The 21,871-nt window shown below is 36.1% G+C and carries 27 protein-coding genes; 6 read left to right on the top strand and 21 right to left on the bottom strand.

All coding sequences use genetic code 11. The features are described 5' to 3' along the window. Positions 1-153 precede the first annotated feature (153 nt). Positions 154-276 (top strand): hypothetical protein, encoded by a 123-nt coding sequence (locus JOC86_RS24920; RefSeq protein WP_275583363.1) that lies wholly within the window; start codon positions 154-156, stop codon positions 274-276. 20 nt (positions 277-296) lie between these two features. Beyond that, positions 297-440 carry a hypothetical protein gene (locus tag JOC86_RS03640; RefSeq protein ID WP_205168404.1) on the top strand — a complete coding sequence of 48 codons (144 nt, stop codon included), beginning with the start codon at positions 297-299 and terminating at the stop codon, positions 438-440. A gap of 119 nt (positions 441-559) precedes the next feature. Here the strand turns inward: JOC86_RS03640 and JOC86_RS03645 are convergent, their stop codons facing one another. The 4 genes from JOC86_RS03645 to JOC86_RS03660 form a co-directional block, all read right to left on the bottom strand. Next, a complete protein-coding gene (locus JOC86_RS03645) occupies positions 560-880 on the bottom strand; it encodes a YodL domain-containing protein (protein ID WP_205168405.1) in 321 nt (106 codons plus the stop codon). 98 nt (positions 881-978) lie between these two features. Beyond that, complete coding sequence (locus JOC86_RS03650) at positions 979-1,749, bottom strand: sporulation protein (RefSeq protein ID WP_205168406.1); 771 nt, start codon at positions 1,747-1,749, stop codon at positions 979-981. A 53-nt stretch (positions 1,750-1,802) separates the two neighbouring features. Further along, the gene (locus JOC86_RS03655) at positions 1,803-2,582 is read right to left on the bottom strand and encodes a serine/threonine protein kinase (RefSeq protein ID WP_205168407.1); all 780 of its coding nucleotides are present in this window, start codon (positions 2,580-2,582) and stop codon (positions 1,803-1,805) included. Between the two features lie 626 nt (positions 2,583-3,208). Further along, positions 3,209-3,388, bottom strand: coding sequence for a YozD family protein (locus JOC86_RS03660; RefSeq protein ID WP_205168408.1), 180 nt, complete (start codon positions 3,386-3,388; stop codon positions 3,209-3,211). Between the two features lie 126 nt (positions 3,389-3,514). Between JOC86_RS03660 and JOC86_RS03665 the strand changes: the two genes are divergently transcribed. Next, entirely contained in the window at positions 3,515-3,670 is a 156-nt protein-coding gene (locus JOC86_RS03665; RefSeq protein WP_205168409.1) for a hypothetical protein, read from the top strand. On the opposite strand, the gene JOC86_RS03670 is transcribed toward JOC86_RS03665, so the two are convergent. The 10 genes from JOC86_RS03670 to JOC86_RS03715 form a co-directional block, all read right to left on the bottom strand. Beyond that, on the bottom strand, positions 3,654-4,310 hold the full coding sequence (locus tag JOC86_RS03670) for a hypothetical protein (protein WP_205168410.1): 657 nt from the start codon (positions 4,308-4,310) through the stop codon (positions 3,654-3,656). The two genes, JOC86_RS03665 and JOC86_RS03670, sit on opposite strands and share 17 nt — an antisense overlap. Positions 4,311-4,697: 387 nt before the next feature. Then, the gene (locus JOC86_RS03675; protein ID WP_205168411.1) at positions 4,698-4,919 is read right to left on the bottom strand and encodes a YozE family protein; all 222 of its coding nucleotides are present in this window, start codon (positions 4,917-4,919) and stop codon (positions 4,698-4,700) included. Positions 4,920-5,013: 94 nt separating this feature from the next. Continuing rightward, on the bottom strand, positions 5,014-5,298 hold the full coding sequence (locus JOC86_RS03680) for a YokU family protein (protein ID WP_205168412.1): 285 nt from the start codon (positions 5,296-5,298) through the stop codon (positions 5,014-5,016). After that, positions 5,291-6,709: a lysine 2,3-aminomutase gene (kamA, locus tag JOC86_RS03685; protein WP_205168413.1), complete on the bottom strand. Its 1,419-nt coding sequence runs from the start codon at positions 6,707-6,709 to the stop codon at positions 5,291-5,293. The genes JOC86_RS03680 and kamA overlap by 8 nt, the downstream gene beginning before the upstream one ends. Positions 6,710-6,912: 203 nt before the next feature. Then, the gene (ablB, locus tag JOC86_RS03690) at positions 6,913-7,764 is read right to left on the bottom strand and encodes a putative beta-lysine N-acetyltransferase (RefSeq protein WP_205168414.1); all 852 of its coding nucleotides are present in this window, start codon (positions 7,762-7,764) and stop codon (positions 6,913-6,915) included. A 78-nt stretch (positions 7,765-7,842) separates the two neighbouring features. Next, entirely contained in the window at positions 7,843-9,264 is a 1,422-nt protein-coding gene (locus JOC86_RS03695) for an aldehyde dehydrogenase family protein (protein WP_205168415.1), read from the bottom strand. A gap of 81 nt (positions 9,265-9,345) precedes the next feature. Then, on the bottom strand, positions 9,346-10,611 hold the full coding sequence (locus JOC86_RS03700) for a peptidase (protein WP_205168416.1): 1,266 nt from the start codon (positions 10,609-10,611) through the stop codon (positions 9,346-9,348). Positions 10,612-10,631: 20 nt separating this feature from the next. Next, positions 10,632-11,297 (bottom strand): 3-oxoacid CoA-transferase subunit B, encoded by a 666-nt coding sequence (locus JOC86_RS03705; protein WP_205168417.1) that lies wholly within the window; start codon positions 11,295-11,297, stop codon positions 10,632-10,634. Continuing rightward, the gene (locus JOC86_RS03710; protein WP_419096009.1) at positions 11,276-11,980 is read right to left on the bottom strand and encodes a CoA transferase subunit A; all 705 of its coding nucleotides are present in this window, start codon (positions 11,978-11,980) and stop codon (positions 11,276-11,278) included. Before JOC86_RS03710 ends, JOC86_RS03705 begins: the two co-directional genes overlap by 22 nt. A gap of 14 nt (positions 11,981-11,994) precedes the next feature. Beyond that, positions 11,995-13,326, bottom strand: a complete 1,332-nt coding sequence (locus JOC86_RS03715) for an aspartate aminotransferase family protein (RefSeq protein ID WP_205168418.1) — start codon at positions 13,324-13,326, stop codon at positions 11,995-11,997. 348 nt (positions 13,327-13,674) lie between these two features. Between JOC86_RS03715 and JOC86_RS03720 the strand changes: the two genes are divergently transcribed. After that, entirely contained in the window at positions 13,675-15,465 is a 1,791-nt protein-coding gene (locus tag JOC86_RS03720; protein WP_205170019.1) for a methyl-accepting chemotaxis protein, read from the top strand. 82 nt (positions 15,466-15,547) lie between these two features. Here JOC86_RS03720 and JOC86_RS03725 read toward each other — a convergent pair whose 3' ends face one another. After that, a complete protein-coding gene (locus JOC86_RS03725; RefSeq protein ID WP_205168419.1) occupies positions 15,548-15,697 on the bottom strand; it encodes a YjcZ family sporulation protein in 150 nt (49 codons plus the stop codon). A 195-nt stretch (positions 15,698-15,892) separates the two neighbouring features. Between JOC86_RS03725 and JOC86_RS03730 the strand changes: the two genes are divergently transcribed. Next, positions 15,893-16,465 carry a DUF502 domain-containing protein gene (locus JOC86_RS03730; protein ID WP_205168420.1) on the top strand — a complete coding sequence of 191 codons (573 nt, stop codon included), beginning with the start codon at positions 15,893-15,895 and terminating at the stop codon, positions 16,463-16,465. Positions 16,466-16,565: 100 nt separating this feature from the next. Here JOC86_RS03730 and JOC86_RS03735 read toward each other — a convergent pair whose 3' ends face one another. From JOC86_RS03735 to rsgA, 4 genes are all read right to left on the bottom strand, one after another. After that, complete coding sequence (locus JOC86_RS03735) at positions 16,566-17,066, bottom strand: PTS sugar transporter subunit IIA (RefSeq protein WP_205168421.1); 501 nt, start codon at positions 17,064-17,066, stop codon at positions 16,566-16,568. 99 nt (positions 17,067-17,165) lie between these two features. Further along, positions 17,166-17,561, bottom strand: coding sequence for a peptide-methionine (R)-S-oxide reductase MsrB (gene msrB / locus JOC86_RS03740; RefSeq protein WP_205170034.1), 396 nt, complete (start codon positions 17,559-17,561; stop codon positions 17,166-17,168). A gap of 22 nt (positions 17,562-17,583) precedes the next feature. Then, positions 17,584-18,132, bottom strand: coding sequence for a peptide-methionine (S)-S-oxide reductase MsrA (gene msrA / locus JOC86_RS03745; RefSeq protein ID WP_205168422.1), 549 nt, complete (start codon positions 18,130-18,132; stop codon positions 17,584-17,586). An 89-nt stretch (positions 18,133-18,221) separates the two neighbouring features. Next, the gene (gene rsgA, locus JOC86_RS03750; RefSeq protein ID WP_205168423.1) at positions 18,222-19,268 is read right to left on the bottom strand and encodes a ribosome small subunit-dependent GTPase A; all 1,047 of its coding nucleotides are present in this window, start codon (positions 19,266-19,268) and stop codon (positions 18,222-18,224) included. A gap of 319 nt (positions 19,269-19,587) precedes the next feature. Between rsgA and JOC86_RS03755 the strand changes: the two genes are divergently transcribed. After that, complete coding sequence (locus tag JOC86_RS03755; RefSeq protein WP_205168424.1) at positions 19,588-20,325, top strand: DUF4397 domain-containing protein; 738 nt, start codon at positions 19,588-19,590, stop codon at positions 20,323-20,325. Between the two features lie 86 nt (positions 20,326-20,411). Here JOC86_RS03755 and JOC86_RS03760 read toward each other — a convergent pair whose 3' ends face one another. After that, complete coding sequence (locus JOC86_RS03760; protein ID WP_205168425.1) at positions 20,412-20,996, bottom strand: YpmS family protein; 585 nt, start codon at positions 20,994-20,996, stop codon at positions 20,412-20,414. Beyond that, positions 20,993-21,826, bottom strand: coding sequence for an SGNH/GDSL hydrolase family protein (locus JOC86_RS03765; protein ID WP_205168426.1), 834 nt, complete (start codon positions 21,824-21,826; stop codon positions 20,993-20,995). Before JOC86_RS03765 ends, JOC86_RS03760 begins: the two co-directional genes overlap by 4 nt. Positions 21,827-21,871 lie beyond the last annotated feature (45 nt).

Below are 21,871 nucleotides of genomic sequence, written 5' to 3' on the forward strand. Positions count from 1 at the left end.
TGCATGAATCATTGTAATCTTTTTTACATTGCAATGCAATGAAGCAGGGGCATGAATCTCTAAAGGATGGTCACAATATAAAATGAGGGTTATTAAAGTATTTCTAACTCTTAATTTCGTGTATTTTTACTTGAATCAGGAGGAGTTCAAAAAATGGGTAAAAATAATAATAGTAAAAAATTACAACAAGCTGTTCAACATGCTAATGAAACAAATCCTTCATCACGTTCAGGAACAAAACCAAGCTCATCAAAAAGTGATCGGGAAAAATTATAAAAAAGTAAGGAGGATCTTGTATGGGTAAAAAGCATCGAAGCCGAATCAATGCACCTAAGAAAAATAATCATATTCCAGCTGAAGGAATCATTGCTGAAAAAGAAGCACATGGCAAAGAACAATCTGCTGTAAAACGTAAAAACAGCCCTGGAAGTAACTTGTAACTAGAAAAGCGGAGGCGCCTTGAACAGGCCTGACAATCATAAGCCAAGCCTCGGAGGAAGGGGACTTTTTCCCCTTATCTGAGGCTTGACTTATGACTAAAGACTAACTACTAATACAGCTATCTAATAAGAACTCGATTAACCCTTTGCCATCCCCCTGAGATTAGCTTGTAATAAAAATGTCCCCTCCTGCCCTCATCAATAAAGACAATATCTCCAGTCGAGATGTATCGTGCCTGATAATTATCAGGCATTAGGTCTGGAACGTTAAATCTCCGGAAAACCTCATTCAGGACAGCTGAATGTGTATTTCCTTCCTGTGTTGTCCGATACACTTGTTTATAACCTTTACTTTGTCCGTAATGAGGCGTTTGAAATATGGTAATATCATATTTTTTCACAAATGCTCTAGGACGAATGATTCTCTCAAGCAATGGCATAAGTACCCCTCCAAATAAGTAGTACTTATATTATTAAATAATCGCTTTGTCGAATCCTTCATCAAAAAAAGACTGCTTTTGTCGAAGAAACAAATTATTTATGAAAATCGTTGGATTGAGGCTCGGATTTTCTCTGCCAATTGCGGAATATCCGAATTTGAAACTGACAGCCTCACATATGATTCATCCATTTCCAGTGCTTCTGAGAGCAACCCTTTTAGCCCTTTAGCTTTTCGATCAACCTGTAATAATAGTTCTGCTTGGTTTTGATCTTGTGAGAGAAAAATCACCTCTACTTCATCTAGTTTTGATCTAAACTCACCATTAATCGGGATAAATTCAAATTCCTGAATAAATGGATAATGAGTACGAAATCTTCTAGGTGCCTGCTCACACTCTACTTTTCTAATTTTAAACCCTAACTGTTGAATCGAACTTAAGACAGTTTCTGTTAGCTTATTGGGAAGGATTTCAATATAATCCTTATCTTTAGGATCTACTGCATTCTTTATATCAAGTCCGGTTGCGACCCATACCCTCGTATTCCCATATGTGACTGGTGTATCAAATGGCATCTGAAATGAAAAAGGCAATTCTTTCTGTTCATTCGAAGAAATGGTAAAAGGTTCCGATATTCTTACCTTCTCTATTGGAGCATAATCCGTATATTTTTTATCATCAGATTCACGAATATAGGTCGTATATAAAGTTAAATAGATTGAATCGATATGCTGCTCAGAATTTCCGCCTTTTATGATGACAACACCGTTGACTTCTTCTCCTCCAAAATAATTAGACTTTTCTAATTTAGTATCTACTGTAGCAGCACCAATTCCAATACTTGCAAATACCTTGTTAAAGAATGACATGGCTATTTCCTCCTTGGGTGAACTTATTAATTTTTCAGGATAAATATAGGAATTCACCTACTTAGATCGGTTATGATTTCTTTGTAATCTTTATAGGGTTCCTCAATTCCAAGTAATTTTCTCAACACTTGTCGAGTTCGAGAAGAAATATCTAGTTCTTCCTCCCAAGACTTCTCTTTTAGATCAAAATCATGATAACAAGAATAGAGTAGAAATAAATAAAAATGCCCCAATGCGTAAAAATCACTGGTTACTGCTCTTTCCCGCATATAGTCCTTTTGCTTATGAACTTCTATATGAGAAGTTGATTGGATACGTGTACATAATCCGAAATCTATGATTGATAATTCTTCCTGATTCCAGATAATATTTGGTAATCTCAAATCTCTGTGAACATATCCATTTTCATGAATGAAACCAACTAGCTTGATTAATTTTAAAACAATTTGAGCTGAGCTCTTTTCATCAAAGCACATTTTATCCTTAAATACTAAAGTTTCGAATGTTTTTCCTTCTTTATATTCCATTACAAAATATGGTGATTTCCCTTCCACTCCTTGTGAAAAAACGGAAGGAAAGGAAGAATGGGATATATTTCGGAGTATACTCGCTTCATATTCTATAAAATTTTGACCGTTATTAAAAAAGCGTTTATATGGTCTTAACCTTTTAAGTACATACCTTTGCTTCGTATTCCTATCTCTTACTAAATATGAAGTCCCGTAGCTCCCTTTCCCTAACTCTTTCACTACTACGTAATGATCAATAGCATCACCGTAGGAATACTTTTTTTCAAAACTATTGATTAGACCCTTCCAAATTGATGTAATCATCCCTAATGAATTTTAACTACTGTAAAAGCTAGAAAAACTACGGCTTTTATACTTCTTCTTATAATGATGATGACCGTAATGCTTGTGCTTATGAGATTTGTATTTATATTTACGATCACTGCTCGAATAACGATGGCTGCTGCTAAGGACTTTTTTCATTATTTTTTTTAACATTGTTAAACCTCCTAAAGGATATATAAGAATATACGAATGAGAAGACGTAATGGTTTCAATCTTGAGAGTAAATCTGAAATTATTTCATTATTAGATAAAGTTACAATTTTTATTTTATCAACCATAGTAACATTCTGACCACTAATATAATTCTCTATTTTATGATAGGTAGTCAAGGAAGAATAATTGGTTAAATAAAAAATGAAACAATCAAGAACCCTTATAAGTGTAAATACAAAACAAAAATAATCCGAACTGCTAAAAGAGCCTACCCCCTCTCCCTAAGTCTAGATTTAGTGGAGAGGGGGTAGACTCTTTAAAAAGAAAGTATAAAAGTTTGGAGTATTTACAGTCGGATTGGGTTATCAGGTTCCAGCTTTTGTACTCGAACCTTTTGGACATAAGCCTTTTCTTTTTCATATGGGCTGTATGTAGAAGGAATTCTGTAAGGTTCACAAATTCTCTTCTTCCCAATCTTCAGCAATAATACTTTTAGATATTAGATATTCAAAAGTGATATCGGCGATCTCTTCTAGTTCCTCTTCAGAAGGAACATATCCACGTTCCATTAGTTCTTGATAGAAAAATTCTGCAATTTCTTCTGTATCAATAAAAACTTCTATTTCACGCATAACATCGCCCCCTTTGTAATTCAATTTATGATGCTAATAAACCATATATGCAAGCCTTAATAATTTTTCATAAACAAACATGGACGAGCATAGAATGAAACATAATCTATTTAGGAGGATGAAAAAATGGGTATGACGATAATAAAGGCAGTTGAGAAGGACTTAAACAATGCAGAGGGAATGATTATAAAGGGCATGGAGAAGGTCCTTCATTTTCTGTTTATTTCCTTTTGTTTACTAACCATTCCAGTTTTCATTTATACCGTTACTCTTTTTCTCTAATTTTAGATTTCGTTTCAGAGTAGTTTTTTAATTGTTCCAAAATCGTTTGCATTTTCTTCTTATATTTAGTGTCTTTAAACATTCGATGGAGAGTTTTATAATCATTATAAAGATCCAGTTGTCGATCTACCCAAGAACCTTTATGCTTTACTGGAGAAGACAATAAATTCTGTGCTTTAGGTTTCGGGGTGGCAAACACAAATCCATACTTTTGAATGTAGGCATCGGCTTGCTCACTATCAGCTATTAATGTAAGTTCATCTTCATCAGCTTCAAGCCACTCACCATCATGAATTCTCATTAATTCGTAAATGACATCCTCCCAGGCATCATCTTTATATCTCCAGATTTCTGTTCTAAATCCTACAACCTTAAATAGATCTTGTTCATATCCTTTAACCTTCACTAGGTCCCCGAAAAGAAAATGATATTCTATATCAATTTGCTCCTGTTCAAATATATGCCCTTCATAATCCTCTAATAGAACAAGACAATATTCTTTAAAAAGCCCTTCACTTTCATTAACCTCGTATAAAAACTCTCCATCGAGTTGTTTTATATTCGTAATCTTACCTACCGTTCCATATATTGTCACAACGACTGTATCACCTATACGAAATTTAGGATTATTCTTCTTCATTTCCTCCTGTCCCCTTTATTTCCCTTTTTTATATAATATGCAGATAGTTCTTTAACGCTCATTAGTTTATTAACCATTTACACTCAAAAGCGGAAGCGCCTCAAACAGCCCCGACATGCATAAGCCAAGCCATAAAGGAAGGGTGCCTTTTCCCTTCCTTTATGGCTTGGCTTATGTCTCGAAGGGCTTGGCGCTGGAGCTGGACGGCTCTCAGTCAGATGAACAGGGCTGAATTCAATTCGAGGAATGCCATTATGACCTTCACATTTGATGAATTTAAAAGATTGATTAAATAAAAAATGTGACCAATGATCGTTTGTACCCTTCATAATTTTCTTGAAAGGTATTAAACAACCATATGGTCACCTATTGGTCTTCTAGCTTTTCTTATTTTTCCTCAGTAAGGTATCGATCCCAGGCCTCATCAAAAATGGACATATTCTCTAAATAATGGCCATTCATCTCCAAATAAGAACTGATTTCATGATATTGAGAAGATTGTTTAGGAAAACCATGATCCTCATATGCTTCATTAGCAAATGCAGTAAGTTCATCCTTAACTGTCGGCTGACGATATTTCATTAAAAAGTGATAAAATGATTTTCTCATTCCAAACGCCTACCTTATCCATCATCTTTTCTAAAAGGATAGCGAAAGTTTTTACGTTCGTAAAGGAAAATTGACAATTATAGAGAATGAATCATTAAAAACGAAAATAATTTTTTTTAAGAAACCTTGGTATTTTCATTAATTCTTCATGTGTTATGACTTTCCCTATTTTCGATGTATCTATAAGGTATAGCTGATCTTCAATCTCACTCACAATCTCTTCAGGCTGATACTCCATATTACATTCCTTGCATTGAAAAGTTGGCGTTTGTTCAATTTCGATTGCCCTAGTGCCATCTGGAAGCTCCCAAAAAACAGAGCCTGTGGTTTTTTCGACAGAAAGACTACTACACCATTCACAAGAGACAATCTTATTCATTTGCTTTTTCCTTTTGCTGATTTTCTTCGATTTTTTCAAGGAATGCTTTATGTTTTTTCTCTTTTAATTGATCTCGCTTCTCTCTAAAATCCTTTAATGATGAATGTCCAGAATCTTGCTGATATTTCTCTCGACGATCGATACGGTTTAACCCTTCTGGGACTAGAGAGAGTTTCTCATCTCTCATCAATCCTGAGATTCCAGATGATTTATACTTTTCATTTGTGTTTGGATAGATTTCATTAAAGTATGCATCCGCTTTACCAGCTACATAGTTTTCTGGTTCAGGATAGGTTGTGATCACTCCTTCAAAATTTCGAAGTACTACCTTATCAGCACTTTGCGAGATGATATAGTTAGGCTGAAGTGATATTTTCCCACCCCCACCAGGTGCATCTAACACAAAGGTTGGTACTGCATAACCGGAAGTATGGCCTCTTAAGCCCTCAATAATTTCAAGCCCCTTTGAAACAGGTGCACGAAAATGACCAATTCCTTCCGATAAATCACACTGATAGATATAGTAAGGCCGAACTCGAATTTTTACTAAATCATGCATTAGCTTTTTCATGATTGGGACACTGTCATTGATTCCCGCTAGGATAACCGCTTGGTTTCCGACAGGCACACCAGCATCTGCAAGCATTTCACAAGCTTTTTTAGACTCCTCTGTAATTTCAATCGAAGTATTAAAATGTGTATTTAACCAAACAGGATGATATTTTTTTAATATATTACAAAGATTTTCTGTGATTCTCTGTGGGAAAACAACTGGTGCTCTTGTTCCGATTCTGATGATTTCTACATGAGGAATATCTCGTAAATTCTTGAGGATGTATTCTAGAATTTTATCATTGATTAGTAACCCATCTCCACCTGATAAAAGAACATCTCTAACTTGTGGTGTTTCACGGATATAGGTAATTGCAGCATCTAATTGTTTCTTTGGAACACCCATTCCAATTTGTCCTGAAAATCTTCTCCTCGTACAGTACCTGCAGTACATGGAACACTGATTTGTAACTAGAAAAAGGACTCTGTCTGGATACCTATGAGTTAAACCTGGAACTGGTGAATCTTCATCTTCTTGTAAGGGATCTTCCATATCATATTTTGTTTTATAAATTTCTTCTCCAATTGGAACAGACTGCATACGAATTGGACAGTTTGGATCTTTTTGATTCATCAGCCATGCATAGTAGGGGGTAATGTTTAATGGGATTGTTTTGGTTGATATTTTTACGCCTTCTTCTTCTTCAGGAGTTAAATCGACTACTTTTTTTAAATCGTCTAAGGTTCTGATTGTATTCGTTAATTGCCAAAGCCAATCATTCCATTGATCATCTGTAACATCTTTCCATAATTCGATATCTTTCCAATCCCTGTCTGGCTTATATAGATCAAATTTCATCATTCTCCACCAACCTTTGAATTTTTTTCCATGAACTCTTTTTTCGGTAGGGATTAATCGAATTAAAAAATTCATTTTTAATCCCAAGAATTTTAAGTCCTTGACGTATATCCGTTTAGGATAGAAAAAAGATGTAATTTTTCATTAATGTCCGTTATGTTATATAGGCTATGATGGAAATACATATTAGTTTCACTACTAACCTAATTTTGTATCCGTTTGGAAAGATCTTTTACCCAAATATTCATGTCCTCCATTTTGTCAAAGATATAACAATTATTTACTAATCGTCCTCGATATCGATAATCTAATTGATGAAAAGCGGCATTCATTCCAAATGATAAAGCCCTTGCAATCGTATAGGCACAATATATATTCTTAGATTTCAATTCAATTTCGAGTGCTAGGAGAAGTTGTTTCATATACCCTTTTCCTCGATGCTTAGGAAGTGTTGCACAATCTGTCATCTCTACATTAGAATACTGGGTATTGATTTCCGCAGAAGCTGCACTGACAATCTCGCCTCCTTCTTCTACAAATAAAAAAATCGTACCCGAATTTAAGCAATCTTCTAGATAATCTTGCTCTTGTAATGGTACCGGGTAGATTTCGAATACTTCTTGGTATAATTTTGATAACCTGGGTGCATCATCTATTTTTGCCTTTTTTATCCTCCCTCCCTCTATAAATAGTTCTTCTCTATCGAGTCCCCGGACTCCTGCAATTATTTCATCTTCCTTAATCCAAAATTGATTTTCCCTTCGGTTTGTTTCTAAAAATTTCGAAACAAAATAGGCATCCCCCCCATTAAAGTAACCGTTTACAACTCCTTCAAGCTGAAATCCTAATTCTAAAAGAAGATGAATATGTTCATTTCTTGATTTAATAATGATTTTTTCTACTCTTTCTAATCTAGCAATCTCAAGTATTCTATCATTGAGTGTATATAGATTACCTCGATAGTCATCGATTCGTATCCTCCCATTCACTCGATCAATAAAAGCTTTGGACCAAGCATCAGGGAGATCAATCTCCTGGTAAAATTGTTTCGTCACCTGAATTCCTCCATTTTTTGGAAACGGGATAATCTAAAAATCTATTTTGATCATCCCATTTCAATAGTTTAAGTATTTCTACAATTTAAAACTGATTAATTTCAACTCTGTCATTTCTTCAACAGCATATTTAATTCCTTCTCTACCCATCCCGCTCATTTTAACGCCCCCGTATGGCATGTGATCAACACGGAAGGTTGGAATTTCATTTACCATAACTCCACCCACATGTAATTCTTTCGTTGCCTTAAATGCATTTTGTACATTATTTGTGAAAACTCCTGCTTGTAAACCATATTGAGAGTCATTAACTTTATCAATAGCTTCATCCCAATCTTGGAATGAGTTAATATGAACTACTGGAGCAAACACTTCCTCACAAGAAATCTTTTGGTCAAGTGCAACATCCACTAATACAGTTGGATAAAGGATAGATCCTTGCTTTTCTCCACCATGAACAAGCTTTGCCCCGTTATGAACAGCTTCTTCAATCCATTTCAGAACTCGGTCCGCATCATAGGGTGATATCATCGCCGAAACATCAGTTTCCAGGTTCATAGGATCTCCGAGTTTCAACTTACTTGTTTTGTCCACATACTGTTGAATAAACTCATCTTTAAGATCTTCATGGACAAATATTCTTTGGATAGATATACAAACCTGACCTTGAAACGCAAATGCCCCTTTCACCATTTTGGGAATAATATCGTTCAAGGATGTCCCCTTATCAACAATTACAGCTGAGTTCGATCCTAACTCAAGAGTAACTTTCTTAAGTCCTGCTTTTTCTCTTATCGATTTTCCTACTTCAGGACTACCAGTAAAGGTGAGCATACTAATATCCTTATGTCTCGTTAATAAAGTTCCCACTTCATTCCCACTACCAGTCACAACATTAAGAGCTCCTGCCGGTAATCCCGCTTTGTGAAATATCTTGGCTATTTTATACGCTGAGAGTGGTGTTTGACTTGCAGGTTTAAGGACAACTGTATTTCCTGCGGCAATTGCTGGACCTACCTTATGTGCGACAAGATTCATTGGAAAGTTAAACGGGGTAATCGCTCCAATGACACCCAATGGCTCTTTTACAGTGTAAGCTACTCGCTCTTCTCCACCTGGTGCTGCATCCATCGGAATAGACTCTCCGTAAATTCTTCTAGCCTCTTGTGCTGCGAAAGAATATGTCATAATCGTTCTATCTACTTCAACAAGAGCTGCTTGCATAGGTTTTGATGCTTCTTGACAAATAATCTCTGCACAACTCTCACGTTCTATCTTTAGAAGCTCTACTACATTTTCAAGTATTTCCGCACGTTTATAAGCTGGCATTGTTTTCATGCTTGACTCAAAGGCTTCTTTTGCTGCATAAATGGCTTCAACAACATGATTTTCATTCGCTTTAGCGATCTTTGCAATTTTTTTACGAGAGTATGGAGAAAGCAAATCTGTATATTCCTTCGCTTCGATCGCCTCTCCATTTATCCACAAATGTTGTTTCATTTAAAAGCCTCCTCTATTTATAGATAATGCAATATCAATTCTAATGATTTCTTTACCCTAAATATATGAATTCAATCGATATTACAAATCAACACCACACCAACTTAAGAGTGTTACCGCAATAATTTCTGCGGATTGAAATACTTTTTCTAATTCGATATACTCATTGGAATCATGGGCCACTTCAGTTGTTCCTGGTCCAAAGACTACTACTGGAATATTCGCTCCTTTTGAAAGAATTCCTCCATCTGTACCCCATGGAGATGCTTCGACTATCGGCTCACTATTCAATATCTCTCTATAGGCTGATTTAATCGTATTCATCAATTCATGGTTATGATCAAGGTTTCCGGGCTGCCACCTTCCTCCGAACCATTCCAATTCTACTGGAAACTCTTTGAACCATTCATCCTGTTCCTTTAATTCTCTTAGCCAATTCTCTACATCGTTTTCAACCTCTTCTAAAGTTTCGTGTGGAGCAACTCCGACTCTTCCCTCTATTATTGCGAGATCTGGTACTGATGAAGGCCATTTTCCACATTCAATTCTACCAATATTGATTGGAACCGGAATCGGAATAGACTGATAAAGAGGGTCATTGATTTCTTCATTCCTCTTTATCTCTAATTCTCTCAGGGATGATATGACTTTCATGGCCTTTTCAATGGCATTAACCCCTTCATACCTTGTTCCACCATGGGCAGATTTCCCTTTTACTTTAATTCTAAACCACATCGACCCCTGTTGCTTAGGAAACAGCTTCATATTGGTTGGTTCGGGAATAATCGCTGCATCGGCTTTGTAGCCTCTGAGTAAGGCTGCTAGAGTACCTGTACCTCCACTCTCTTCTTCAATAACACTTTGAAAGATAACATCACCTTTTAGCTTGATCCCTGTAGAGATAATTGCTTCTATTGCTAGTAGGAGTGCTACGTTGCCACCCTTCATATCTGTTGACCCACGACCGTATAATTTACCCTCAGAAACTCTACCACTAAAAGGGTCATCACGCCAATCCTTCGGGTCGCCTTCAGGAACTACATCAATGTGGCCATTAAGAATAATTGAACGTCCGCCGCCATTTCCTTTGAGAGTGGCGACAACATTCGGATTACCTTCAAACTCATTTCGATCACAACGAAAAAATGGATGACTCTGTAATTTTATTCTTTCTATTTCCCAAATATCTAAATCTAGTTTTAATTCTCTACATTTTTCAATCACTATCGCTTGTGCACTTGATTCATTTTCACGTGTACTTTCTTCCTGGACTAATCGTTGTAGAAGCTCAATCGTTTTCGGTTGTTGACTATGGATAAAACGATGAATTTTTTCAGGTAAATTCACCTCGACCCCTCCCTAGTCATTTATTCTTTATTGAGTATTATATTTTCATCGATATTGAATGAAGCCATTGTATTCTTCTGCACCTCTTCTATCGTAAAGGGCGTAAAAACCTCCGTTAACCATAAGTTTTCTCCTCTAAATGAAAATACTGCTTGTTCCGTTATAATTAAATCTACACATCTCTTCGCTGTTAGCGGTAGATCACACTCTTTAACAAGCTTACTTCTCCCTTTTTTATCACAGTGAGTCATGAGTACGATGACCTTCTTGCTTTTAGTTGCCAGCTCTGTTGCCCCACCCATTCCCGGTACTTTCTTCCCCGGAATGATCCAGTTTGCTAAGTCCCCCTGTTCACTGACCTGCAATGCACCTAAAATTGTGACATCAATTATGCCCCTTCGGATTATGGCAAATGCAATAGAGCTGTCACAGTAGCTCCCCCCCTCTACTAACGATACTGGAAACCCTCCTGCATTGCATAAATTTTCATCCTCATTCCCAAGTGATGGCGCTCTTCCCATACCAACAATTCCATTCTCTGCATGAAAGAACACATTTTTATCAGAATCAAGATGATTAGGAACGAGAGAAGGAATACCAATTCCCAAATTTACTACCATATGATTTTTAATTTCTTTTGCTGCTCTTTTAGCCATTTTATTTTTCATTTCGATTCCCATGCCCACTTCCAGTTCACCCCTTTAGACGGCACGATTTTGTTAATAAAAACTCCAGGTGTAATTATTTCTTCAGGGTTAATTCCCCCCATAGGATATAACTCCTCCACCTCAGCAACAGTGTAATTAGAAGCCATTGCCACTAAAGGATTGGTATTACGAGCACTTTTGTCATAGGTCAAGTTTCCAAAGTCATCCCCTTTTTTAGCATAAACAATTCCAATATCCGCAGTTAAAGCTGTTTCAACCATATATCGCCTTCCAGCTAGATTCATCATTTCTTTTCCCTTATTTAAAAACTCATCATCTGTTCCTATATCTGTAAGAATTCCACCAAGACCGACACCACCAGCGCGAATTCTCTCTGCAAGAATTCCCTGTGGGGAGAACTCTACATCTAGCTTTCCCTCTGTCATTAGCCTACCGGCGATTGGATTCGAACCAATATGTGATGCAATCACTTTCTTTACTCTTCCCTCTGAGATCAATTGTCCAATTCCAATATGAGGGAAGCCTGTGTCATTTCCGATTATGGTTAAATCCTTTATTCCTAACTCTAAAATGGATTGAATAAGAGTAGGGGGAGAACCAACCCCTCCAAACCCACCAAACATGAGTGTCATCCCACTTTTTAGGGGAATAAAAGGCTGTTCTTGGTCCAAATTACAAACTTTATTCCATTTCTGCTTCAAAAAAAAGACCCCCTTTACTGTAGAGCCACTTTACTGCTGATAATTGAAAAGATGGACCGAAGTCTTCTGTATAATTCTTCAATTTCTCGTTTAGTCGTCGTAATTGGTGGAGCAATAATAATCGCCGAACCACTCTTCCCATCTAGTCCTGCTCCAGCAGGGTAAAGCAGAACACCACCCGCCTGAGCTTCTTTCACAACATACGAAGTGAAAGATGCATCTACTTCCGCTTTTAGCACATTCCAATTATTTTTAAATTCAATACCGAGTAAAAACCCTTTACCGCGAATATCATCAATAAAAGAAAATTCATTTTTTAGCTTCTTTAAATAATGTTGAAGATAAATACTTTTCTCTTCTACTTTTTCAATCCAGTGTTCTGACTGAATCAATTTCAGAACAGATAATGCGGCTGAACTTGATAAAGGATTAGCGCTATATGTGTGACCGCCCATCACAATATTTGAACCATCAATGATAGGTTGCATGACACGTTCAGAAATCATCGTTGCTGCAATCGGAGAGTATCCTGCACTTAATCCTTTCCCAAGAGCGACGATATCTGGCTTCACTCCCCAATGATCAATAGCAAGAAACTTCCCTGTTCTTCCACAGCCCGTCATGACTTCATCCGCAATAAACAAGATATCATATTTGTCACAGATTTCTTTTATTTTTTGATAGTAACCCTCTGGCGGATTGATTGCACCACCTGCGGCACCGATAATGGGTTCAGCAATAAATGCTGCAATATTCGCTGGACCCATTCTTTTAATCATTGTCTCTAGCTGTCTAGCACATTGAAGATTACATTTTGGAAATTCCTTCTCAAAAGGACATTGATAACAGTAAGGAGGTTCAACAACCGGCCAATCACCAATCATTGAATGAAATCGTTCTCTTCTCGCTGGATGTCCAGATGCTGATAAAGCCCCAAGAGTAATTCCGTGATAACTTAACCACCTCGATAACACTTTTGTTTTTGAAGCGTATCCTTTTTCTTGCCAATGTTGAATCGCTATTTTGATAGCTGTTTCTACTGCTTCTGATCCGCTGTTTACAAAAAAGCACCACGGGAAATCAGTCTCTTTGGCAAGATGATTGGCTAGCTCTTCTGCTGGTTCATTTGAAAATTGTGATCGATAAACGAATGAAACTCTGTTTGCCTGTGTGGCTATCGCTTGGACAATTTCCTCCATCCCATGACCAATATTAGCTGTAACAGCTCCCGAACATGCATCAAAATACTGTGTCCCTTCTTTGTCATACAAATAAACACCTTTCCCATAGTCAATTTCGGGATAAGTATCATTTAATACAGGTTTTATTAAATGTGAATGAGGCATAAAACCCCCTCCTGAAAAAGATAAAAGCCCCTTACTACATTCTTATGACAAGATACTAGAATCTTTCTGATATTTTTTGGGATATCTAAGGTTTTTCTTATCACCAAAAATTGTAGAACATCTTCCTTTAGGAACCATTCCCTCTAAATATCATTTTTAGACTTCTTGTTTTTAGAATTTCCTAGTACCTGGACCGATTGAGATCGAGTTAAAATTAATAAAATTCGGAAAAATTAATCAGGAAATTATAAGAATGTATAGATAATTTAGGTAAAAATGTTTACAATGATGATATATTCTTCACATATGATACTTTAGACACAGAAAAGAGGTCGAAACGTGAAAAAAATGTTTAGAAATCAAAAAAAAGTGAGGAAATCTTCTCAATCGAAAGAAAAAAACAAGTTGAAAACAATGGGTGGAAACCCACTACCCTCATACTTTCGAACCATTAGAGGTAAGGTTACTTCATCATTTATTTTGCTTATCCTTGTTCTTTTAGCATTAACCTACACTTCATTCATCAACATGAACAAATTAAAAAATGAGATTGATTATTTAATAGGACATGATATGGAAATACATACGAAAGTACAAGCACTTTCCAAATCTTTAACAGAAATCGAGTCTGGCCAAAGAGGATATATCATTACTGGAGCAACTGGATTTCTTGCCCCTTATAATAATGGGAAAAATGCAGTTGAAGATAACATAAAAGAATTGAATAAACTATTAAGCGGGAAAAAGGAACAACTTGATAAGTTAGGTAAGATTGAACAATCTTATGGATATTGGTCAAAATGGACAGAAAGGGTTATCGATACCAGAAAAGAAGAAGGTTTTGAAAAAACTAGTGAATTGGTGTCATCTGAACAAGGGAAAAAATATATGGATTATATTAGATCCTATGTCGACATGATTGTGGAGGATCAAAGCAAGAATATTGATAAAAGGGTTACTGATTTAAACAATCAAGTTTCTTACTCACAAATGGCGACTATTGGTCTTTCTGCCTTCGCTATCTTTCTCGCATTAGTATTTGGAATTATTATCTCAACAAGTATCAAAACAAATGTTAAAAAAATTAGCCAGTCCATTTTAGAGGTTGCAAGTGCAGGGGGAGATTTAACAAAACGAATCAAAGTGAAAAGCAATGATGAGCTTGGACGCTTAGCGAATGATGCTAATCAGCTCATTGAGGGAATTGCTTTTTTAGTTAAAAAAGTTACGCAAATGGCTGAAAATGTTTCAGCAAGCAGTCAACAATTGCTCGCCTCTGCTGAAGAAACATCTAAAACAATTACCGCCATTGCAGAAACGACTGGGGAAATTGCTGCAGGTGGAGAACAGACCTCTACAAGAATGCATGAATCTTTACAAAAAATGAATTCACTAGAAGAGGCATCAAGAAAATTAAATGACCAAGCACTAATCGTTAAGACAACGTCTACTGAAATGAGAAAGGCAGCAATTAGCGGTGGTGAATCTGTCGAAGCTTCCTCTTCAAAAATGATGATTATTGAAGAAATGATGTCAAACACTAGCGAAACGGTAAGCGAACTAGGAAATAAATCAGCTGAAATTACAACAATCATTAAAACCATTACAGATATTGCTGAGCAAACGAATCTTCTTGCTCTTAATGCGGCAATCGAAGCGGCCAGAGCAGGTGAACATGGACGAGGGTTTGCAGTCGTTGCAGATGAAGTACGAAAACTAGCTGAGCAATCGCAAAATGCTGCTAAGGGTGTAACAGGCATCGTCCATTCAATTCAACAAGAAGTCAATGAAATTATTAAACAAAATCAAGCCGGAGTAAAGGAAGTTATAGCAGGGGTAGAAATTTCAAATCAAACAAATGCTTCATTAGAAGGAATCATTTATCAAACAAATAAAACAACAGAGGTAATTGAAGGAATGGCTACTCAAATCCAGGACACTTTACGCTTATGCCAAGAAGTAGCCGCTTCATTTGCCCATGTTAATGAAATTACTGAAAGCACTGCCTATAATACAGAATCCACCGCAGCGGCGTCTGAAGAAGGTTCGGCTGCTATGGAAGAAGTTACCGCTTCTGCATCCGAACTATCACAGCAAGCGGAAGCATTAAGAAATGTGGTTTCGAAATTTAAAATTTAAACTCCAAATAGTCCGAAATATAAAGAGATGGATCCAAAGGAAGGATTCATCTCTTTTTGAATTGAAATCGTTTTTTCTTTATTTAGCATTTTACGTAACAAGCACCGATGATAATTAAAAGAATGAACAATACTACGATTAACGCAAAACCACATCCATAGCCATAGTCTGCTGCTCCAGCTACTGGATATCCATAACCACCATAATAACAATTGTCATAACCTTGATGCATACTTCTCACTCCTCAATAAAAATATATTTCTATCTTCACTTGCTAATGTATGTAAGTGCCTATAAGAATGTTTGTGCATTTGCCCAATTCTAGATTCCTTACCTAAGAAATTGTTAGGAACTAGGTCTCTTATTTTCATTTCTGCTGATTTGGCTTATAATGTTCATATTCTTTTTATGAAGAGGAGAAATGGATATGAAGGTCATGATTAATTTTTTTATTAAGGGTATCTTAATCTTCGTCCCAATCGGTCTGGTTATCTATCTTATTTATAAACTATTCTTATTTTTAGATAGCTTACTAGGAAATATTCTAAAACCTGTTATGGATGAAAATTATATACCTGGGATTGGAATTATCCTTACCATTGTTCTAATAACCGTTTTAGGCTGGTTATCTAATCGCTTTATTGGAGGAGCAATTGTCAGGTTTGTTGACAAACTTTTGGCTACTATCCCCCTAGTAAAGACCTTGTACAGTGTTATTAAAGATACCATTCACTCATTTCTTGGAGAGAAAAAATCATTCTCAAAGGTTGCTTTGGTGACATTACCAGGAACAAATATGAAATGTCTTGGATTTATCACCTCAGAAAATGTTGGCGACTTTTACCAGCCATTAAATACTCATGTGGCTGTTTATATCCCACAAACTTTCCAAGTGGCAGGGGTAACATTTTTAATTCCAGTAGAGGATGTAGAAATTCTTGATGTAAAGGCAGAGGATGCCATGAAGTTTATTTTATCAGGTGGGATGACTTCGAAATAAATTATAAAAGAAAGTGCTGTCCCCAAAAACCAAAGAGTCCGGACCACAAATCCATTTTTGTGATCCGGACACCTTATAGGATAGCTCTTTTTCCCTAATATTATTTAGCTGATACCGTCATAATTTCGCTTTGACCTGCAGCGACAGATTCCTCTTGTTTTTTTTCAAGAGTACCAAGGTCATCACCGTTGGTTACAATGACAGGCGTAATCGTACTTTTTGCCTTTTCTTTTACAAGCTCCATATCAAATGTAATTAATGGGTCTCCTACACTTACCTTGCTCCCTTCGGAAACATGAGCTTCAAAACCCTTTCCTTCCATTGAAACGGTTTCTAATCCGATATGGATAAGTACTTCTGCTCCATTTTTTGATTTTAATCCGACAGCGTGTTTTGTAGGGAATACCTGCATCACTTCCCCTTCGATTGGAGAAACCACTTTTCCATCAGTTGGTTCAACCGCTAAACCATCTCCCATCATCTTTTGGGAAAAAACAGGATCAGGAACCTGCTCTAACGGAAGTAAATTACCGCTTAATGGAGAATAAATACTTACTGTTGTTGGCGCATCTTCTTTTTTTCCAAATAGTTTTTTAAACATGACCACTTCACCTTCCTAACGCGATATTACAAGTTTATTTTTTTATTCAAAACATACAAGAAATTATTTTAGCACAAATGTTCATTTGTTCACAATGATTTACTTTTTCTGAAATAATTTTTTATATTCACCATACCCTTCTTCTTCCAATTTTTCAAATGGAATGAATCTTAGTGCAGCTGAATTGATACAATATCTTAAATTAGAAGGTCCTGGTCCATCATCAAAGACATGGCCTAAATGTGACTCACCGGATCTACTTCGGACCTCTGTTCGTACCATAAAATGACTAGTATCCATTTTTTCTTCGATTTCAGAATCATCTATCGGCTTTGTAAAGCTCGGCCAACCACACCCGGCATCATATTTATCTTTTGAACTAAATAATGGTTTCCCGGATATAATGTCGACATATATCCCTACCTCAAAGTTGTTCCAGTAATCATTTCGGAATGGTGGTTCTGTGCCGTTTTGTTGTGTCACATTATACTGCATCGGAGTTAGCTTGTCCCTTATTTCATCTTTCTTCAATTCTATCCCCCCAATATTTTTGAATAAACGCTTCCCTGCCGGAACCAATTCGATATCTGTTGTAATGGGCAGAGTTCTTTTTATAATAATCCTGATGATATTCTTCTGCTTCATAAAAAGGTTTTGCAGGTATAATCTGTGTAGCAATTGGCTTGTTAAATTTGTTACTTGATTCAAGTTGATGCTTTGACTGTTCAGCTAATTGCCTTTGTTCTTCACTATGGTAGAATATAGCGGTTTTATATGAATGTCCACGGTCATGGAATTGCCCACCTGGGTCTGTTGGATCAATCTGTTGCCAAAATAAATCTAATAACCTTTCATAGGAAAACATTTCTGGGTCAAATGTAATTTGCACAGCTTCAAAGTGTCCTGTTGTCTCTGAACATACTTCTCTGTATGTTGGATTCTCTTTTGTTCCTCCGGTGTATCCAGATACCACTTTTACAATTCCTGGTTGTTCATCAAAAGGCTTAACCATACACCAAAAGCAACCTCCGGCAAAGGTTGCTTTTTCTAATTTTTCCGCTCCCATTATCTTCACCCTTTCTAATACACGTTGCTTACAATATTCCCTTATTACTGTATTTTAACGCGTTTTTTTTGTAGGGTAAAAAAATATGATTACGGTCTATTCTTACTGTTTTTGGATTGCTTCTTCCATTTCTTCCTCTCTAACGATTCTAGACGCTTATCATTTTTTCGCTTTTGATAAGCTATTTCTCTTTGAAGTTTCAAATAACTTTCAAATCTCTCCAGTGAGAGTTCTCCATTTTCTAATGATTTTTGGATATAACAACCGGGTTCATTATGATGTGAACAGTCTCTAAACCGACACTCAGAAGCTAGCTCTTCAACTTCTGCAAATTGAGTGGATAATCCTTTTTCACCATCCCACATTTGCAACTCTCTCATTCCAGGAGTATCAATAATAAAAGCTTCCTCTTCTGTCAAAAACATTTCGCGATGTGTGGTTGTATGTTTACCTTTACTATCTTTTTCTCTAACCTGTTGAACATCTTGGATTTGCTCCCCTATTAAAGCATTTAACAATGTAGATTTCCCTACACCTGATGAGCCTACAAGTGCAATCGTATGGCCATTTCTCATAAATGCCTTTAGCTCCTCTAACCCTGTATCCTCTACAGAGCTCGTTACCAATACAGGAACTCCCATTGCTATATTTTCAATCATTTCTTTCTTTTCTTCTACTTCATCACATGTATCAGATTTACTTAAAACGATAACTGGATTTGCTCCTGAATCCCAACATAATAACAAATACCGTTCTAATCTCCTAGGGTTAAGTTCATCATTGAGAGAACTTACAATAAACAGATAATCCACGTTAGCCGCAATAATTTGTTCATCTGCCTCAATCCCTGCTTTTTTCCGTGAAAATTTACTTTGGCGAGGTAATATCCTATCAATAAGACCCGTTTCTTCATCAACAGCATGCAGAAATACCCAATCCCCAACAGCTGGGAGATCCTCCCTTGTTTGAACTCCGTGGAAGAATTTCCCTGAAATCTTCGCTTTAATTTCTCCATTTGTTGTTAAAATGGAATACATTGATTGATATTCAGCAAAGACTCTCCCTAATAATAAATGACCATATTGATCAATATACTCTGTTCTCTTTTTATTAATCATATCGATAAACCAATTCATTCATTTTCCTCCTTTAATATAAAACAAAAACCATGGAACATCGTAGTCCCATGGTTTAATACATACATTAAAGAAGGTGGAATTTTTCCACACTAATTAACGAATAAACCTATATTCTTCCGATGGGACATACGATCAAATTGTCTATTCTTTAAAAGTCTGCTTGAGATTATTTTCATCGTACATCACCCACTTTCTTGTAATTAATTGTATTATCTCTTAACCTTTCTAAATTTGCAAGAGTTTTTTGAAAAATAGGTATTCTCACCAATTTCACCCAATATGTATAAGGTAATGAATAACGAATGGAGAGAGCAGAATGAAAAATAAAGAATATTATTTAAATAGGGCTTCTATGTATGATTTACTAGCAAGCTATTATAAGTATTCTGATCCCAATAAACATATTCACTATTATCAAAAGCATTTAAAAAATATTCATAAAGCGATGCATACTGATCGAAATCAATTGGGCTCAGCTCCATCATATGTAAGATTTCTTCATGCAGCACCTGAAGTCACAAGTGTGGATGTATATGTAAACGCAAACCTTGTATTAAGAAATGTTACCTTTAAAGAAGTAAGTGATTACTTAACTGTTCCTCAAGGAAAATATCATATTGACATCTATCCTGCCGGAAACAGTATTACAACCATTATAAGTAAAAAGGTGACCATAGAGGCTGGTAAAATCTATACATTAGCGACTTTAGGCACTGGGAATAAGCTGCAGCTTCTCCCATATCTTGACAACCCTGATGTTCCATCTGGGGAAACAAAAGCACGTTTCATCCACCTTTCTCCTGATGCACCGGCAGTAGATATAGCCGTTAAAGGTGGGGATGTCGTATTTCCAAAGGTAACTTATAAACAGGCGTCTGATTACCTTGGCTTAAGTCCAATGACGGTTAACTTAGAAGCAAGAGTGGCTGGTAGCAAAAATGTAGTTTTATCTATTCCAAAAGTCAAGCTAGAAGCCGATCAATCATACACAATTGTGGCTGTCGGCTTTGTCGAAGGAAACCCTGAGCTTGAAACCATAATACTAAAAAGTTAATACAAATGGGATGCTTGGTAATTAGAAAGATGACTAAAGAATAAAAAAACCTGACTCCATTAATAAAATGGGCGTCAGGTTTTCCTTTATTCATCTTCTACTGGAACTAATAGTAAAAATTCAATATTATCATCTTCTAGATTAAATGACTTTGCCTTCATTTTCATGTTACTTTTAAGTTCCATGTTCTGTAATGATATATAGATCATTTCTTCTTTTGGGTGGATGTTTACCCATTCTGGAAAGTTATATGATTCATTGATAATTTTTAACACTCGGGAAACTGGAAGATCCAATTGCCCTAATGATATTGTTTTGTTCTTTAATAAAAGGCCACCGTTTTCCATCGCTTTCGGTTCAAAAGTCATAAAAAAGTCTAGCTTTGAAGTAAAGAATGGGATTGAACCTGATACTTCTACATCATCTTTTAATTGAACTGAATAATCAATAGGACCTTGGAATTCTGTCTCAATATAGTGATTTATCACTCGATTTAAGTCTTTCTTATTTGCTTTTATATTAAAAGCTGGTTCCCCACTTAAGTTATGTTGATCCTTTAATGGTGTTTCATCATCTGAAATTGGCATTACAATTAACGTCATTAACAGGATGACCCCAGTAATGACGAGGGAGAATAATACCCAAAACCCCACTTTCCATTTGTTCCTCATGATGGCTGCTCCTCTTCCTTTAGTAAAAATTGATTATTTGTTAATTCATTTAACGTTTCCCGCTGTGTAAGTATCTTAAACATACGATTCGCCATCAATTCGTAACCTAAATCATTAGGATGGAAATAGTCCTCTTCGAATAATAAGTTTCTTTCAGAGTTCAAAAACATATTCTGTACCTCGACAAATTCTGTTTGATTGTACTCTCCAATAACTCTACTACTAAGCGTATTCCACTCTACAATGATTTGATTTAACTCTTTAATATCAGAAAACCACGTACTAAATGGATTATATATTCCAATCAATACAATTCCCGCATTAGGATTATAGGATTGAATCTTTTGAATAATGTGATGAAGTCTTTTTTCATAATCCACCATTGCACTTTCAAAGGCTTGGATTTTCAAATTTGATATATTCTCTTTGAACGTTTTCATCACATCATTCCCACCTATGGTAATGATAACCAAATCAGCCTCATCAATACTCTCTTTAATCTTTTCTTTGTTTAATCTTTTTAACAATTGATCGGTCCGGTTTCCTCTGACACCATAATTGGTAAACTTCGCTTCTTTAATAGCCTTTAACGATTCCAATTGAGTTTGTAGGTATGGGATGTATCCACCACTTTTCGTACTATCCCCCACCCCTTGTGTCAATGAATCTCCAATTGAAACAACTTTCAGATCTTTAGGAATGAAATTTTCTGGTGGATCACTTTTAATATCCAATTCCAGTTCTTTCATCACATGTTGAGTCATATTATCAACGGAACACCCGGAGAGAAGAATAAGGAAAGTGAAAAGTGAGATCATCGCTTTTCTCATGCTGTTCACCTCTCTTGTTCATTAAACTTATTATATCACGCTATT

It is taken from the genome of Rossellomorea pakistanensis (assembly GCF_016908495.1).
In the GTDB taxonomy this organism is placed as follows: Bacteria; Bacillota; Bacilli; order Bacillales; family Bacillaceae_B; genus Rossellomorea; species Rossellomorea pakistanensis.

Coding starts and splice junctions, on each gene's coding strand:
- JOC86_RS24920 (WP_275583363.1), top strand. CDS start 154: ATGGGTAAAAATAATAATAGTAAAAAATTACAACAAGCTGTTCAACAT.
- JOC86_RS03640 (WP_205168404.1), top strand. CDS start 297: ATGGGTAAAAAGCATCGAAGCCGAATCAATGCACCTAAGAAAAATAAT.
- JOC86_RS03645 (WP_205168405.1), bottom strand. CDS start 880: ATGCCATTGCTTGAGAGAATCATTCGTCCTAGAGCATTTGTGAAAAAA.
- JOC86_RS03650 (WP_205168406.1), bottom strand. CDS start 1,749: ATGTCATTCTTTAACAAGGTATTTGCAAGTATTGGAATTGGTGCTGCT.
- JOC86_RS03655 (WP_205168407.1), bottom strand. CDS start 2,582: ATGATTACATCAATTTGGAAGGGTCTAATCAATAGTTTTGAAAAAAAG.
- JOC86_RS03660 (WP_205168408.1), bottom strand. CDS start 3,388: ATGCGTGAAATAGAAGTTTTTATTGATACAGAAGAAATTGCAGAATTT.
- JOC86_RS03665 (WP_205168409.1), top strand. CDS start 3,515: ATGGGTATGACGATAATAAAGGCAGTTGAGAAGGACTTAAACAATGCA.
- JOC86_RS03670 (WP_205168410.1), bottom strand. CDS start 4,310: ATGAAGAAGAATAATCCTAAATTTCGTATAGGTGATACAGTCGTTGTG.
- JOC86_RS03675 (WP_205168411.1), bottom strand. CDS start 4,919: ATGAGAAAATCATTTTATCACTTTTTAATGAAATATCGTCAGCCGACA.
- JOC86_RS03680 (WP_205168412.1), bottom strand. CDS start 5,298: ATGAATAAGATTGTCTCTTGTGAATGGTGTAGTAGTCTTTCTGTCGAA.
- kamA (WP_205168413.1), bottom strand. CDS start 6,709: ATGAAATTTGATCTATATAAGCCAGACAGGGATTGGAAAGATATCGAA.
- JOC86_RS03695 (WP_205168415.1), bottom strand. CDS start 9,264: ATGAAACAACATTTGTGGATAAATGGAGAGGCGATCGAAGCGAAGGAA.
- JOC86_RS03715 (WP_205168418.1), bottom strand. CDS start 13,326: ATGCCTCATTCACATTTAATAAAACCTGTATTAAATGATACTTATCCC.
- JOC86_RS03720 (WP_205170019.1), top strand. CDS start 13,675: ATGTTTAGAAATCAAAAAAAAGTGAGGAAATCTTCTCAATCGAAAGAA.
- JOC86_RS03725 (WP_205168419.1), bottom strand. CDS start 15,697: ATGCATCAAGGTTATGACAATTGTTATTATGGTGGTTATGGATATCCA.
- JOC86_RS03730 (WP_205168420.1), top strand. CDS start 15,893: ATGAAGGTCATGATTAATTTTTTTATTAAGGGTATCTTAATCTTCGTC.
- JOC86_RS03735 (WP_205168421.1), bottom strand. CDS start 17,066: ATGTTTAAAAAACTATTTGGAAAAAAAGAAGATGCGCCAACAACAGTA.
- msrB (WP_205170034.1), bottom strand. CDS start 17,561: ATGCAGTATAATGTGACACAACAAAACGGCACAGAACCACCATTCCGA.
- msrA (WP_205168422.1), bottom strand. CDS start 18,132: ATGGGAGCGGAAAAATTAGAAAAAGCAACCTTTGCCGGAGGTTGCTTT.
- rsgA (WP_205168423.1), bottom strand. CDS start 19,268: ATGAATTGGTTTATCGATATGATTAATAAAAAGAGAACAGAGTATATT.
- JOC86_RS03755 (WP_205168424.1), top strand. CDS start 19,588: ATGAAAAATAAAGAATATTATTTAAATAGGGCTTCTATGTATGATTTA.
- JOC86_RS03760 (WP_205168425.1), bottom strand. CDS start 20,996: ATGAGGAACAAATGGAAAGTGGGGTTTTGGGTATTATTCTCCCTCGTC.
- JOC86_RS03765 (WP_205168426.1), bottom strand. CDS start 21,826: ATGAGAAAAGCGATGATCTCACTTTTCACTTTCCTTATTCTTCTCTCC.